Below are 14,537 nucleotides of genomic sequence, written 5' to 3'. Positions count from 1 at the left end.
GCGGATGATGCGCGGAAGTTGCGCCCGCACAAGTCCGCTCTAATGCGTAAGACCTTCGTCGATCCGCCGGACGATTGCGTGCGGGCGAACCGCTCAGCTAGTTTCAGCGCCGGCCGCGCTGGCGGACCAGATCATAAACGCACAGGCCGAGGGGGAAAGCGATGGTGGGCATGTATGACAGGGATCTCGACCGGAACCCGGCCAATCACCAGCCTCTGACCCCGCTCGGTTTCCTGGAGCGGGCGGCGCGGGTGTTCCCGGATCGCACGGCCATCATCCACGGCCAGCTGCGCCGCACCTATGCCGACTTCTACGCCCGCACCCGCCGGCTGGCCTCGGCGCTGGAGCAACGGGGCGTCGGCGTCGGCGACACGGTCGCCGTGATGCTGCCGAATGTGCCGGCGATGCTGGAGGCCCATTACGGCGTGCCCATGTGCGGCGCCGTGCTGAACTCCCTCAATACCCGGCTCGACGCCGCCATTCTTGCCTTCACGCTCGACCATGGCGAGGCGAAGGTGCTGATTACGGACCGGGAGTTCTCGCCGGTCATCAAGGCCGCGCTGGCCATCGCCAAGGTCAAGCCGCTGGTGATCGACTATGACGACCCCGAGTTTACCGGCGCGGGCGAGCGCATCGGTGCCCTGGAGTACGAGGAGTTCCTCGCCGGCGGCGACGCCAATTACACCTGGGCCATGCCTTCCGACGAATGGAATGCCATTGCGCTCAACTACACGTCGGGCACCACCGGCGATCCCAAGGGCGTGGTCTATCACCATCGGGGCGCCCATCTGCTGGCGGTGGGCAATGTGGTGACGTGCACGCTCGGCAAGCATCCGGTCTATCTGTGGACGCTGCCCATGTTCCACTGCAACGGCTGGTGCTTCCCCTGGTCCGTCTCGGTGGTGGCCGGCACCCATGTGTGCCTGCGCCAGGTGCGGGCAAAGCCCATCTTCGACGCCATTGCCGACCACGGCGTCACCCACATGTGCGGCGCGCCCATCGTCATGTCGACGCTGCTGAATGCGCCGGCGGCCGACAAGCGGCCCCTGCCGCATGTGGTGGAGTTCATCACCGCCGCCGCGCCGCCGCCCGAAGCGGTGCTGGCAGCCATGCAGGAGGCCGGCTTCAACGTGACCCATGTCTATGGCCTGACGGAGGTCTATGGACCGGCCGTGGTCAATGACTGGCACGAGGAATGGAACGACCTGCCGGCGGACGAGCGCGCGGTGAAGAAGGCACGGCAGGGCGTGCGCTATTCCGCCCTTGAGGCGCTCGACGTGCTGGACCCGGAAACCATGGAGCCGGTGCCGGCGGACGGGACCACCCTGGGTGAGGTGATGTTCCGCGGCAACGTTGTGATGAAGGGCTATTTGAAGAACCCCGCTTCCACGCAGAAGGCGTTCGAAGGGGGCTGGTTCCATTCCGGGGACCTGGGCGTCAAGCATCCCGACGGCTATGTGCAGCTGAAGGATCGATCCAAGGACATCATCATCTCCGGTGGCGAGAACATCTCATCCATCGAGGTGGAGGATGCGCTCTACAAGCATCCGGCCGTGGCCGCCGCGGCAGTGGTGGCGCGCCCCGATGACAAGTGGGGCGAGACACCGGTGGCGTTTGTGGAATTGCGCGAGGGGGCTACGGCGACGGTGGAGGAACTGCTCGCCCACTGCCGCGCCCATCTGGCCCACTATAAGTGCCCGCGCCATCTGGTGTTCGAGGAGATCCCCAAGACCTCCACCGGCAAGATCCAGAAGTTCCGCTTGCGCGAGATGGCCAAGGAGATCTGAGGGGGGCAGACCCGCGCGCGGAGGCCGACCGGAAGTCTCCATGCCGGAGCGTCAGGTCGGCGCCGCGCCCGATCACGGTTGCGGGAAATGAAGAACCGGTAATGTGCCGGTCATCCTTCTGCCGGGAGAAAGTGGAGTAAGGTGCCGGCCTGAATCGGAACCTTGCCCGCATGAAAGCCTTCTTCACTCTCCTCGGCGACATCCGCCGGCTGGCGATTCCCTACTTCAAGAGCGAGGAGCGCTGGATCGCGCTCGGCCTTCTCGGCGCAGTGATCGCGCTGGAGCTGGCGTGGGTCTATGCCACCGTTCTACTCAATGAGTGGAACTCCGCCTTCTATAATGCCATCCAGGAAAAGAATTACGCCGAGTTCAAGCATCAATTGCTGATCTTCTGCGCCATTGCCGTCTGTGCCATTGCTGTGGCGGTGTATCAGATCTACCTGAAGCAATGGCTAGAGATCCGCTGGCGGCGATGGCTGACCACGCGCTATATGGGCCATTGGCTTTCCGACGATACCCATTATCGCCTGCGCCTGTCCGGCGACCCGGCCGACAACCCCGACCAACGCATCGCGCAGGACGTGAATCTGTTCGTGTCGCAGACCATCGGAGTGGGCATCGGCCTCCTGGGGACGGTGGTTTCGCTGGCTTCCTTCAGCGTCATCCTCTGGGGCCTGTCCGGGTCCTATGACCTGCAATTGTTCGGCACCGACATGGTGGTGCCCGGCTATCTGTTCTGGGCCGCCCTCATCTATGCGGCCGTGGGCACCTGGCTGGCCCATCTCATCGGCCGTCCCCTGGTGCGGCTCAATTACAATCAGCAGCGCTATGAAGCCGATTTCCGCGTCGATCTCGTCCGGGTGCGCGAGAACAGCGAGCAGATCGCGCTGCTGAAGGGCGAGCAGGCCGAAGAGCGGCACCTGTCCGGCCGCTTCGAGCGCATCTGGGGCAATTTCTTCGACCTGATGCGGGCGCAGAAGCGACTCACCTGGTTCACCGCCGGTTACAACCAGATCTCCACCATCTTTCCCTTCGTTGTGGTCTCGCCGGCCTATTTCTCCGGCGCAATCCTGCTGGGGCCGCTCATGCAGACGGCGAGCGCCTTCTCCTCGGTGCAGGGCTCCTTTTCCTTCTTCATAACCTCTTATTCCACCCTCGCCGAATGGACCGCGGTGGTGAACCGGCTGACCGGCTTCGAGGCCTCCATGACCGCGGCGAAGGTGCAGGCAAAGGCCCCGGCCTTCGTGCGCACGCCAGCGCCTGCTGACGGATCCCAGGCGGTGGTGATGGAGGACATGGACATCCGCCTGCCCACCGATGCCCCCATCATCAAGGTGGCGGGCATTGCCATTCGGCCCGGTGAGCACGTGCTGGTGATGGGGCCGTCCGGCTCGGGCAAGACCACATTGTTCCGCGCCGTCGCCGGCATCTGGCCGTTTGGGTCGGGGCGCCTGAGCATCGGCGCTCCCGGCCGCCTCATGATCCTGCCCCAGAAGCCCTACGTTCCCGTCGGACGGCTGGATGCCGCCCTGGCCTATCCGCAGGATCCGCAGATCCATACCCGCGACGAGCTGTGCGCGGCGCTGGACGCCGTGGGGCTGGCCGCCTTGTGCGGGCGTTTGGAGGAAACGGGCCTGTGGCCCCACGTGCTCTCGCTGGGCGAGCAACAGCGCCTGTCACTCGCCCGCGCGCTGCTCGTCAAGCCCGCCATCCTGCTGCTGGATGAAGCCACCGCCGCGCTGGACGAGCCCTCCGAAGCCGCCGTCTATCAGTTGCTGCGCCACCGCATGCCCGGCACCACGCTTTTGTCCATCGGCCACCGGGCCACGCTGAAGGGCTTGCATGACCGCATCCTGGTCCTGCAAGGGGACGGTGCGCCCCGCCACCTTGCGGAGGCAGGCACACCGGTGCTGGCGGCGGAGGCCTAAAGGCGCCGGGATCCCATCGGGCGCGGCAGACCCGCGTCGATTGGCCTTGCGAGGGGCGAGCGGCCTCCTTTATCTCGTCCTTGGGGAGACGCGCGTCTCCGCGGTAAGGGGAGGCGGGATCCGTGCACGAGAGGACAACCGAGACAACCGGCCGCGTGCATGATTCCGCCTATTACGCCATCGCCCTGCTGGTCGGGGCGGTGGTGGGGGCCATCGGGACCTGCTTTCACCTGGCAACGTCCGGCGCGGCCAACTGGCCTTCTCTTGTGCACGACACCTTGAGCGGTCCCTTCCTCCTGCCGGGCATGGCGGCCATCGCCGCCATCATGGTGGTCGCCGCCGTCTGGCTGGTGCGCACCTATTGCCCGGAAGCGGCGGGCTCCGGCGTGCAGGAGATCGAGGGCGCCATGGAGGGCCTGCGGCAGGTGCGCTGGCGGCGTATCCTGCCGGTGAAGTTCGTCGGCGGCGTCCTGGCGCTCGGGTCCGGCCTGGTGGTGGGCCGCGAAGGTCCCACCATCCATATGGGCGCCTCGGTGGCCCAGGCCTGCGCCGAGAAATTCGGCCTGTCTGAGCGCGACCTGCGCGGCCTCCTGGCGGCTGGCGGCGCCGCGGGCCTTGCGGCCGCCTTCAACGCGCCGCTTGCCGCCATCCTGTTCGTGATCGAGGAGACACGGCGCCAGTTTCCCTATGGCCTGCGCACCTATACGGCGGTGATCCTGGCCTCGGTGATGAGCGCCATCGTCACCGAAAGCATTGCCGGCGTCGGGCCGGACATGCGGATCGATGTGCCCGGCATGCCGCTGGCCATGCTCCCGGCTTTCGTGGTGCTGGGCGCCATCCTGGGCGCGGTGGGCGTCGTGTTCAACAGGGCGGTGCTGTGGTCGCTGGATGCCGCCCGATCGGTGGGGCTCAAAGCGTCCTTCTACCTGGTGCCGGCGGTGGTGGGCGCGATCATTGGCGTGCTGCTCATCGTGCGGCCGGAAGCCACTTTGGGCGGCGAACTGCTCGCCGTGGCCCTGGCTCAGGAGCGCCTTCCGCTCCTTGTCCTGGCGGGCATCGTGGTCATCCGTTTCGTGATGACCATGGCCAGCTATTCCACGGGCGTTCCTGGTGGGATCTTCGCGCCGATCCTGGCGCTGGCCACGTCCATCGGCGTGCTGTTCGGCACCGCGCTGGACGCGGTGGTCGGCCTGCCTGCGGGGGCCTTGGCCGCCTTGGGAATCGCCGCCATGGGCGGGCTGTTTTCCTCCGCCGTGCGGGCGCCGCTGGTGGGCATGGTGCTGGTGGCCGAGTTGACCGGTGCCTACACCTTGCTTGTTCCGGTGATCCTGACCTGCGTCTTCGCCAACATGGTGGCGGACGCACTTGGCGGTGAGCCCATTTATGAATTGCTGCTCAACCGGACCCTGCGCCTGGCCGGGCAGACGCCGCCTCCGCCGGTTTCTGAAGATCAGATCGGGGGATGGGACGAGACGGAGCGGCGGTCCTGACCGGCCTCAAAGCCAGCGGCGGGGCCAGGCTGGACCCCCGCCGAGGGTGTGCCAGACATAGGTATAAGCGGTCAGGAGGACGCAGCCCGCTGCCACCGGGACCAGCAGGAAGCTCGGCGAGAGCTGCTCAAGGACGATGATGAGCGGATCTATACCCGCCGGCGGGTGCAAGGTCCGCGTGGCCTGCATCGCGAAGAAGGCGATGCCCACTGCCACAGCGGCCGCGGGATAGGATGGACCCGCCACCCACAAGACCGACAGCCCGATGAGGCTGGAAATCACATGGCCTCCGATCAGGGCGCGCGGCTGCGCGGGGTCGGCGTCGGGCATGCCCATGACCACAGCAATGGAGGTGGCGAAGGGGATGAGGGAGACCGGAGTCTCCCCCAGCTTCGCGGCCAGTTCCATGGCCCCCACCGCCAGCGCCGCGCCGAGCGCGCGCCACCCCCAGATCAAAAGCTGTCGGCCCAGGGGGAGGGCGCGCGCCGATTCCCCGTCCTCTTCCCGCCCCTGCTCCATGGTCCGGGCATAGAAGTGAGAGCCGTGATGGTCCTGGCGAGGCGGGCGTTCCGAAGTCATGACCGCCATCAAATAAGAGCTAAGCCCATGCAGCAACAGGCAAGAGGGGAGGCGGCCGTCGTTCTCGACCCGTGTTGCACAAGCGCCGCGCCGTTTCTCCGTTCGGGCCGGCGTGCCGGCATCTCCGACCCTCACGACGGGCTGAGGCATGGAGCGGGATAGGCGCGGGGCGTCTGGGGAGCAAGGCTTGCGGCCCGAGACCGGACGACTCAGCGTTTCTTTCGGCGCTCGGCACTGAGGTCTGTCATCAGGCTGGTGACACGCCAGGCATTTTCCCCGAGATCGTGAATGCCGTAGCGGGACGCCGAGCGCACGTCCACCCGCGCGCCCTTGGCGGTCGGCCGCACCCGGATCACCACGTCCGTGCGAAAGCCCATGATGGGGTTGGTGGCAATCGCCTCAATCTGCCCGTCCCGCACTCCGCCGCGGGGCGGGACGAGATCGACGATGCGCCAGTGCCGTTTCTGCACCAGGGCCAGGACCGTGTTGAAGGCCTCCTCCGGGGTCGCATCAAGATCAATGGGCTTGATGCTCGGATAGGCGGCCCGCTGCAGGGCGGCGGCCGTGGCGCCGGCATAATCCACGGGATTGGCATCTCGCGGGCGGGCAAAGCCCATGGCCCGGAAGCGGGGCGGGTCGGATGGGTCCGTGGTGATGTCGGTGATCGGGGGAAGCATCACCCCGCGCGCCAGCACCGCGGCGGGTCCCGCCAGCAGCGCCAGCGCGATGGAGATCGCCCCGATGGCCTTTCCCATGCCTTTCCACCCGCTCTCCCAGACGGAGATGAAGGCGACCAGCCCCAGCACCCCTCCGCACAGGGCAAGCACGAGGCCGGTGCCGAGCGCCGCGAGGGCCGGCTCGAAGGTCAGGAGCCCCGCCCGATAAAGTCCGGCGGCGAGCGCGATGACCGGGATGGCAAATACGGCGAGCCGCAGGCTCCAGGCCGCAAGGGCGGACTGGCGTTCTTCCACATAGAGGCTGCGCTTCAGCACCATGGGGGCGTCACCCGTTCTGCAGCTGGAAGGGCAGGTCGTCGATGGAATCGACCACCAGGTCGGAGTGGGGCAGCAAGTCCTCCACCGAAGCCGGACCGGAGCGCACCAGGATGAAGCGCGCGCCCGCCCCCCGCGCCGCGGACAGATCATGCGCGCTGTCGCCGATCACCGCCACCGCGTCGGGCGCCAAGCCGAAGGCCTCCGCCGCCGCGGTGACCATGCCGGGATCGGGCTTGGAGCCGAAGCCGGAATCATAGCCATGCACGCGGTCGACGAACGGTGTCAGCCCGAGGGCTGCGGCCTGCTCGCGGGCATTGGCTTCGGCATCATTGGTGACGATGGCAAGGCGCAGGCCCCGCGCGTGCAGCGCGCCCAGCGCCTGTGCCGGGTGGCCGATGGGGGTCAGGTGGCGCATGCCGGCTTCGCGGAACAGATGGTCGATGCGGTCATACAGGCCCTGCTCGGCCTGAAGGCCAAGGGCCTCCGCCCAGAGGGGGCCGTAATGGGCCGAGGAGCCGGCCACCAGGGGAGAAGAGGGCAGGAAGCGCTCCTGGTCCGGCAGATAGTGGCTGACCGCTTCCAGTCGGGCAAGAGCGGCGGCGTCCCCGTCCGCGAGCACGCGCATGACATGGCCGGCCGAGGGCCCCCAGGTGCGGTCGAAATGCACCAGCGTGCCGTCCTTGTCGAACAGGAGCGCCTTCAGGCCGCGCATGAATCACCTTGCATCGGCACCGATCGAAACGGCGGTGCCACCACGTCTTCAAGAACCATGATCCGGCGCGCGGGACAACCAGCCGGCGGGCGCGACGGAGGGGAATTCATTTTTCAGGCTTTTTTAACTATAATGCCCCGAATGTGCCTGCGATCCACCGTCCCCCCTCCGCCGCGCCGCCGGTGGACGCCCTCCCGTCCCGGCCTTTTCATGCCGTCGCCGGGAGCCACCTCCGCCGCACTGGCCTTTGCCTTCCTTTTGATGCCCATGGCACCTGCGCGGGCGGTTCCCCTGCCGGTGCCGCGCCCGGACATCGAGGCGGAACTGGGGGAAGAGAGCGAGACGGAGACCCAGGCTGAGGTTGCACCGGCCCAGCCGGCGCCGAATTTTTTCCAGATCTTCCAATCGCCCACCCCGCAGCCGGCGCCCGAGGCGACAGCCGCCGCCGAGGAGCCTGAGCTGCGCCCGGCGTCGGGGAACTCGGCCAAGTCCCAGCCGCTCATGATCGGCGGGAAGCGCGTGGCTTATGTGCCCCTGCCCGAACCCCGGCCGCTGGAATTGGACGAGACCGAGGAGGACGTCCCGGCGGCCGCAGCCGCCGCTCCCGCCGCCCAGGCAGCTGCCACTCCCGAGCCGGAGGTGGCTCCGCTTCTCGTTCCGCCCCCGCCGCCGAGCGGCAGCCAGGTGGGACGTCCCCAAAGGCCGCCGCCCGTGGAGGCGGTGGCCGGGGAGGACTTGCCGGGGCCCTGCGCCAGCCTGGTGGCCCAGCAGGCCATGATGGCGGTCCGGGTTGCGCCCATCGAATCAAACGGTGCCTGCGGCTTGCCGGTGGCGGTGAAGGTGTCTGCCATTCGCCTCCAGGATGGCAATCTGGCCACCCTCCAGCCCGCCGCCGTTCTGGCCTGCGAGACCGCTGTGGATTTCACCAACTGGATGCGGGAGGACATGGCGCCGGCCATAGAGACCCTCGGAGCCAAGCTGGAGGCCATCAAGGTGGCGGCGTCCTATGACTGCCGTCCGCGCAATCGCATCCGGGGGGCGCAGATCAGCGAACACGGGCGTGGCAATGCCATTGATGTGGGCGGGTTCGTCCTGTCCGACCAGCGCGTGCTGGAGGTGAAGCAGAATGGTCTCCCGGTGAGCCTCCAGACGGCCATGAAGACCTCAGCCTGCGAGCGTTTTACCACCGTGCTCGGACCAGGTTCAGACGGCTACCACGAGGATCATATCCACGTGGACATCGCCAAGCGGCGCCTCGACATCCGCCTGTGCCGTTGGACCATCAAGGGCGCGCCGCCGGCTGATCCCGTCGTGGCGCGTGCGGCAAATCCGGCGGCCGGCGCGCCAGACCAGCGGGTGGCCGATGCCTCGCCCGTGCCATTCCCCACCCCCCGGCCGCCCTTGCCGGGCGACAGGCCGAGCCGGGCCAAGGGCGGCTAGGGACCTCCAGCGACGCTGTCAGTGGCTGTGCCAACCGGCCGACCCTTGCGCGGAGAGCGGCGTGCGGCGGTGATGCCGGCTGAAAGCTCGCTTCTTTGGCCGTCTATCGGCAGGGAGCCGGCCTGCATTGTCCGCCGCTGACCGCTGCCTATGTTGCGGCGAGATCTGAAGTTCTCGGGGCATCCACTTGTTTTAGCGGGACATGTGACGAGGATGCCCGCCTCCATGGGAGTGCGGCTGTGCACTGGCGGCTGCCACGTCGCCCCAAAAACAAAGATGGCCGGCGCTCGCAGGAGCGCCGGCCATCTTCCCCAGCCCCTGAAGGACGAAGTCCTCAGAGAACCACCACCGTCGCGCCCGTGGGCACGCGGTTATAAAGATCGATCACGTCCTCATTCAGCATGCGGATGCAGCCGGAGGAGATAGCCTGACCCAGCAGTTCCGGCTGGTTGGTGCCGTGGATGCGGAACAGGGTGTCCTTGGGACCCTGATAGAGATACAGCGCCCGGGCGCCCATCGGATTGTGCGGCCCGGGGCCCACATAGGCCGGCAGGCCGGCAATGCGCTGGTGGATTTCAGGAGTGGGCGTCCAGCTCGGCCATTCCGCCTTGCGGCCAACCTTCGCCGTGCCGTGGAAGGCGAGGCCTTCTTCGCCCACCGTCACGCCATAGCGGATGGCCGTGCCATCGGCCTGCACCAGATACAGGAACTTCTTGTCGGTATCGACAATGACCGTACCGGGCTTCTCGGGGCCCTTATACTCGACGATGTGCCGAGCATACTGGCCGTCGGGCTTGACCTTGGCATAGGGCGCGCTCGCCAGGAGCTGCTTGTCCCGAGGCTTCATCGCGGCTTCAGGCGCCGGAGAAGGGGTCTCCGTGACACAACCTGCCAGCAAAACCGCGAGCAGAACAGCCGGGACCGTCCGCATCGTCATGACCGCCTCGTGAATTATGGTGAACGGAATCAACTTGTGGCGAATGGATTACCGGAATGCGAGGCAGCCTTGAAGAGGCCGCAAACGCGCCACGATGCAGTGCGGCAAGGGTGTAGCAAAAATGTCTCAGCGTTTCCCCTTTCCGTCCCGTTAACACGTCATTGCAAGCTTTGGGCGATGCTTACGAACTAAGACCTTGGTGACGCCCCTGCGTTTGCACAGTTTCGACGCAGTTGCTCACCATCTGTGAGGTGTCTTCACAGCAAGGCGCATCTGGCTTAGGCAGAGCGCCCCATTACGGAGAAGGGTAGATGGACCAGTCCCAGCCGAGCCAGCAGCAGCAGGCCCGTCCTGAATCGCACCAGGAGCGTCACGCCGCCCAGGTCAGCCAGTGGCGCGATATCGGCATCACCGCCGTGGCCGCCGCCGCCCGTTACGCCGGCGACACCAAGACCGCCGCCGCTGCCAAGCAGAACAAGGTCGTAACCCTCCGCGACCTCGACTATTTCGCGGGCTGATCGCACGCCCCGGCGCTCCGCCGCCGGGGGCGATGCCCGAACCCCACAACACTAGCCTCGCGCGCGCCGGCCCGGAGTGGAATGCGGTAGATGCTCGTTGCCTATGTTGCCCAAGATGGGGTTCTCAAAGCCCAGGTCGTGGGTCCGCAGGATGCGGCCCCCTCGGATGCCGTCTGGCTTGATCTCGTATCGCCGGTGGAAAACGAGGATGATCGGGTGGAAGCCGCCGTCGGGGTAGAAATCCCGACGCGGGAAGAAATGCAGGAGATCGAGCCGTCGAGCCGGCTCTATGTGCAGGGCGGGGCGCGCTACATGACGCTGTCCGTCCTGTGCGGTGCGCTGACGGACACGCCCTCCGTGACACCGGTGAGCTTCATCCTGGCCAATGGCAAGCTGGTGACCGTGCGCTATGCCGAGCCGCGGGCGTTTCCTCTTCTCGCCCAGCGCATGCAGAAGGCCTGCCCGGCACGGGTGACGGGAGAGGTGCTGCTGTTCGAGTTCCTCGACACCATCATCGATCGCACCGCCGACGTGCTGGAGCACTGCGCTGCCGACATCGAGCGGCTCTCCAAGCGGGTGTTCGAGCGGGAAGAGGGGAGCAAGGCCAACCGGCACTATCGCGCCATCCTCACCCATGTGGGACGCAAGGAGGGGCTCACCTCCTATGCCCGCGAGAGCCTGTCGTCCCTGAGCCGCATGCTGGCGTTCCTGGGGGCGGAGCTGGAGGATGCGCCACCCATCTCCAAGGAGCAGCGCTCGGCCCTCAAATCCATGAACCGCGACGTGGCGGGTCTTGCGGATTATGCCAACTTCCTGGCCAACAAGCTGCAATTCCTGCTGGACGGCACGATCGGCATGGTCAGCCTCGAGCAGAACAACATCATCAAGATTTTCGCGGTGCTCTCGGTGGTGCTGATGCCGCCGACCCTCATCGCCTCCATCTACGGCATGAATTTCCAGCACATGCCGGAGCTTCATGCCACGATCGGCTATCCCCTGGCGCTGACCGCCATGGTGGTGTCGGCGATCACGCCCTACCTGTTCTTCAAGTGGCGCGGCTGGCTTTAACGCCGTTCACACCGCTTGGCCGCCGTCGATGTGGATCTCCGCCCCATTCAGGTAGGATGAGGTCTCCGTGCACAACACATAGATGATCTTGGCCACCTCGTCCGGGGTGCCGAGGCGCCGCATCGGGATTTCGGCGACGATCTTTTCCGTGCCCGGTGAAAGGATCGCCGTGTCGATCTCGCCCGGCGCGATGGCGTTCACGCGCACGCCGATGGGGCCGAAGTCCCGCGCCATCTCCCGTGTCAGGGCCGCCAGCGCCGCCTTGGACGTGGCATAGGCCGCCCCCGCGAAAGGGTGCACCCGCGAGCCGGCGATGGAGGTCACGTTCACCACCGACCCCTTGGCCTTGCGCAGCTCTTCCCGCAGACCGCCTGCCAGCAGGATGGGGGCGAAAAAATTCACCTGGAAGACCTGGGTCCAGGTGCTCCATTTGGTGTCGAGCGTATCCAGCCGTACGCCGCCCGGCCCCTTGGGCGAGATGCCGGCATTGTTGACCAGGGCATGCAATTCGCCGGCCGGCAGGCGATTCTTGATTTCCTGCACGGCTTCCATGGTGTTGTCGGGGTCGGACAGGTCCACCTGGATATGGTCCTCCGGGCCCGCCGCCCAGGGGCATTGCTCCGGGAAGGGATGGCGCGAGCAGGTGATGACCCGCCATCCCGCGCTGGAGAATCGCTTCACCGTCGCATGCCCGATCCCCCGGGAAGCGCCGGTCAGCAGCATGATGCGCGGAGGCTGGTTGGAGGCGGGGGGCATCGGGTTCGTCCTGTGACAGAGAGAAAAAGGCAGGCGCCGGGCTCAGGGGAAGAGGCGCGTGCGCTCCCAAGGGGTATCGGGCGAGGGGCGGCGGAACACCACCCGGTCATGTAGGCGGAACGGGCGATCGTGCCAGAACTCAACCGCCACCGGCACGATGCGGAAGCCCGTCCAGTGGGGTGGGCGCGGCACGGTGCCGATGGCGTATTTGGCCGTGGTGGTCGCGACCGCAGCCTCGAGGGCGAATCGGCCCTCCAGCGGGCGCGACTGGCGGCTCGCCCAAGCGCCGATCTGAGACAGGCGGGGACGGGTGGCGAAATAGTCGTCCGCCTCCTGGTCGGTGACTTGCTCAACAGGTCCGCGCACCCGCACCTGGCGGCGGAGCGACTTCCAATGAAACACCAGGGCCGCCTTCGGATTGCCGGCCAGTTCGCGGCCCTTGGCGCTCTCGGTGTTGGTAAAGAAGACGAAGCCGCGGGGATCAAGGCCCTTCAGCAGCACCATGCGGGCGTCGGGCAGGCCGGTCTCGTCCACGGTCGCCAGCGTCATGGCGTTCGGGTCATTCGGCTCGGACCGCTCGGCGTCCGAAAGCCATTCAGAAAAAAGACGAAATGGTTCGTCGGCGAGGGTGAAATCACCGGACGTTAAGGGATTTGGGGCTTCCTTGGTGGCATCGGTCATGTATGGGGGCCCTTCCCGTGTCGCGTCTTGAAGTCAGTCCGGCGTACGGCCGTGCGAGATCGGGCCTATATAAGGGTATTGGCAGCCTGCGCCCAGCACTGCGCCTGTGCCTGAAAGGCGCATTGGGCCTGCTGGCGGTGGCGAGTGTTGGCGGCTGCGGGACTCTGTCCTTCCTGGACTCCGATTCCATGGTGACGGGCTCGGTCAAGGTGCAGCCCGTCTCAGCTCCGGTGCCGGACGGTCCGGTGCCCCAGGGCATCGGCGCCAGCGACTGGTCCCACGCCAAGCTGGCGCTGGCCCAGGCGCTCCAGGTGCGCGAGGCCGGCGCAAGCATGCCGTGGGATAACCCCGCCACCGGTGCCCGGGGCACGGCGACCCCGCTCGGCGCGGTGAAAGACAATGGCTGCCGCGATTTCCGCATTGGCATTGTCGACACGACGGGCGAACATTGGGTGCAGGGCGAGGCGTGCAAGGACGGCAGGGGCGAGACCAGTCTGTCGCAGGTCCGGGTTCTCGGACGCGCTTGAGCAGGGGCGTTGCAATCGGGCAACATCGCCCCCAAATGACGGGTGCGGTCCCCCGGGAGCGGGGACCCAGAGGTGAGAATTCATGCGCGATCCATACGACATCCTCGGCGTTGCCAAGGGCGCCGACGAAGCCGAGATCAAGCGCGCCTATCGGCGTCTGGCGAAGAAGCTGCATCCTGACGCCAACAAGGATGACCCGAAGGCGCAGGACAAGTTTGCGGAGCTGAACTCCGCCTATGAGATCTTGTCCGACAAGGACAAGCGCGGCCAATATGACCGCGGCGAGATCGATGCCGACGGCAAGCCCAAGATGCACGATTTCGCCGGTTTCGGCGGTGGCGGGCGGGGTCCCGGCGGCTTTTCCGGCTTCGATGGCGATACCATTTTCGAAAGCTTCTCCTTTGGTCCGGAAGGCGTGCGCCGCCAGGGCCGCAGGGGCGCTGGCGCGGCCTTCGAGGACCTGGGCGACATTTTCGGCGGCTTCGGCAAGCAGCGGCGGTCTGCGGGCGGGGGCTTCGCGCCCCAGGCGGGCGCCGACACCGAGCTGACGCTGGCCGTCAGCTATGAGGAAGCGGTGCACGGCGCCACCAAGCGCGTGGTGCTGCCCAACGGCAAGCAGGTGGAGGTGAAGATCGCCGCCGGCACGCTGGAAGGCCACCGCATGCGCATGAAGGGCCAGGGCGAGCCGAGCCCCATGGGCGGCGCGCCGGGCGATGCCTATGTGACCATCTCCTATGCGCCCCACGCCAGCTACAAGCGCGAAGGCGAGGACATCCGCTACGAGGCGCCGGTCCCCCTTGAAGATGCGGTGCTCGGCGCCAAGGTGCGCGTGCCAACCCTGTCCGGCGCCGTAGACCTGAACATTCCGGCCTGGACCTCCGGCGGGCGCACCTTCCGTCTGCGCGGCAAGGGGCTGCCCAAGGCGGCCGGTGGCCATGGCGACCTGCTGGTGACCGTCAATGTGGCGCTGCCGCCCGACCATGACGAGGCGCTGGCCGAGCTCATGCGCAAGCGCCGCGGCGCCGCCAGCGCCTGAGCGCGGCCCACACCACTCCATGAAAAAGCCCGCGCCGGTTCGACCGGCGCGGGCTTTTCGCGTTTGCGGGCTCATCCCCGATG

At 66.9% G+C, this 14,537-nt stretch carries 14 protein-coding genes; 8 read left to right on the top strand and 6 right to left on the bottom strand.

The window, feature by feature from the left end; genetic code table 11:
• Positions 1–161 precede the first annotated feature (161 nt).
• The 3 genes from ACT54L_RS16915 to clcA all read left to right on the top strand — a co-directional run bounded on the left by ACT54L_RS16915 (position 162) and on the right by clcA (position 5,205).
• Positions 162–1,787 (top strand): acyl-CoA synthetase, encoded by a 1,626-nt coding sequence (locus ACT54L_RS16915; RefSeq protein WP_476086813.1) that lies wholly within the window; start codon positions 162–164, stop codon positions 1,785–1,787.
• Between the two features lie 170 nt (positions 1,788–1,957).
• Complete coding sequence (locus tag ACT54L_RS16910; RefSeq protein ID WP_476086812.1) at positions 1,958–3,715, top strand: ABC transporter ATP-binding protein/permease; 1,758 nt, start codon at positions 1,958–1,960, stop codon at positions 3,713–3,715.
• 122 nt (positions 3,716–3,837) lie between these two features.
• Complete coding sequence (gene clcA, locus ACT54L_RS16905) at positions 3,838–5,205, top strand: H(+)/Cl(-) exchange transporter ClcA (RefSeq protein ID WP_476086811.1); 1,368 nt, start codon at positions 3,838–3,840, stop codon at positions 5,203–5,205.
• Positions 5,206–5,211: 6 nt separating this feature from the next.
• Here clcA and ACT54L_RS16900 read toward each other — a convergent pair whose 3' ends face one another.
• The 3 genes from ACT54L_RS16900 to ACT54L_RS16890 form a co-directional block, all read right to left on the bottom strand.
• The gene (locus tag ACT54L_RS16900) at positions 5,212–5,784 is read right to left on the bottom strand and encodes an HPP family protein (RefSeq protein ID WP_476086810.1); all 573 of its coding nucleotides are present in this window, start codon (positions 5,782–5,784) and stop codon (positions 5,212–5,214) included.
• A 209-nt stretch (positions 5,785–5,993) separates the two neighbouring features.
• Entirely contained in the window at positions 5,994–6,779 is a 786-nt protein-coding gene (locus ACT54L_RS16895) for a DUF1499 domain-containing protein (protein ID WP_476086809.1), read from the bottom strand.
• 7 nt (positions 6,780–6,786) lie between these two features.
• Complete coding sequence (locus tag ACT54L_RS16890; protein ID WP_476086808.1) at positions 6,787–7,491, bottom strand: HAD family hydrolase; 705 nt, start codon at positions 7,489–7,491, stop codon at positions 6,787–6,789.
• A gap of 210 nt (positions 7,492–7,701) precedes the next feature.
• Here ACT54L_RS16890 and ACT54L_RS16885 point away from each other — a divergent pair, with 210 nt between their 5' ends.
• Positions 7,702–8,931, top strand: a complete 1,230-nt coding sequence (locus tag ACT54L_RS16885) for an extensin family protein (protein WP_476086807.1) — start codon at positions 7,702–7,704, stop codon at positions 8,929–8,931.
• A gap of 334 nt (positions 8,932–9,265) precedes the next feature.
• Here ACT54L_RS16885 and ACT54L_RS16880 read toward each other — a convergent pair whose 3' ends face one another.
• Entirely contained in the window at positions 9,266–9,778 is a 513-nt protein-coding gene (locus tag ACT54L_RS16880; protein ID WP_476086806.1) for a L,D-transpeptidase, read from the bottom strand.
• 401 nt (positions 9,779–10,179) lie between these two features.
• On the opposite strand from ACT54L_RS16880, the gene ACT54L_RS16875 reads away from it, so the two are divergent.
• Positions 10,180–10,386 (top strand): hypothetical protein, encoded by a 207-nt coding sequence (locus ACT54L_RS16875; RefSeq protein ID WP_476086805.1) that lies wholly within the window; start codon positions 10,180–10,182, stop codon positions 10,384–10,386.
• 90 nt (positions 10,387–10,476) lie between these two features.
• On the top strand, positions 10,477–11,454 hold the full coding sequence (locus ACT54L_RS16870) for a magnesium transporter CorA family protein (protein WP_476086804.1): 978 nt from the start codon (positions 10,477–10,479) through the stop codon (positions 11,452–11,454).
• A 6-nt stretch (positions 11,455–11,460) separates the two neighbouring features.
• Here the strand turns inward: ACT54L_RS16870 and ACT54L_RS16865 are convergent, their stop codons facing one another.
• Together ACT54L_RS16865 and pdxH are read right to left on the bottom strand one after the other, a co-directional pair.
• Positions 11,461–12,210, bottom strand: a complete 750-nt coding sequence (locus ACT54L_RS16865; protein ID WP_476086803.1) for an SDR family NAD(P)-dependent oxidoreductase — start codon at positions 12,208–12,210, stop codon at positions 11,461–11,463.
• A gap of 42 nt (positions 12,211–12,252) precedes the next feature.
• A complete protein-coding gene (pdxH, locus tag ACT54L_RS16860) occupies positions 12,253–12,891 on the bottom strand; it encodes a pyridoxamine 5'-phosphate oxidase (RefSeq protein ID WP_476086802.1) in 639 nt (212 codons plus the stop codon).
• A 17-nt stretch (positions 12,892–12,908) separates the two neighbouring features.
• Here pdxH and ACT54L_RS16855 point away from each other — a divergent pair, with 17 nt between their 5' ends.
• The gene (locus tag ACT54L_RS16855) at positions 12,909–13,418 is read left to right on the top strand and encodes an RT0821/Lpp0805 family surface protein (protein ID WP_476086801.1); all 510 of its coding nucleotides are present in this window, start codon (positions 12,909–12,911) and stop codon (positions 13,416–13,418) included.
• A gap of 82 nt (positions 13,419–13,500) precedes the next feature.
• Entirely contained in the window at positions 13,501–14,454 is a 954-nt protein-coding gene (locus ACT54L_RS16850) for a DnaJ C-terminal domain-containing protein (protein WP_476086800.1), read from the top strand.
• Positions 14,455–14,537 lie beyond the last annotated feature (83 nt).

Source organism: Aquabacter sp. DMC10 (assembly GCF_056314145.1).
The sequence above is the reverse complement of the archived record's forward strand: the minus strand, read 5'-3'. Positions and strand labels throughout refer to the sequence as shown.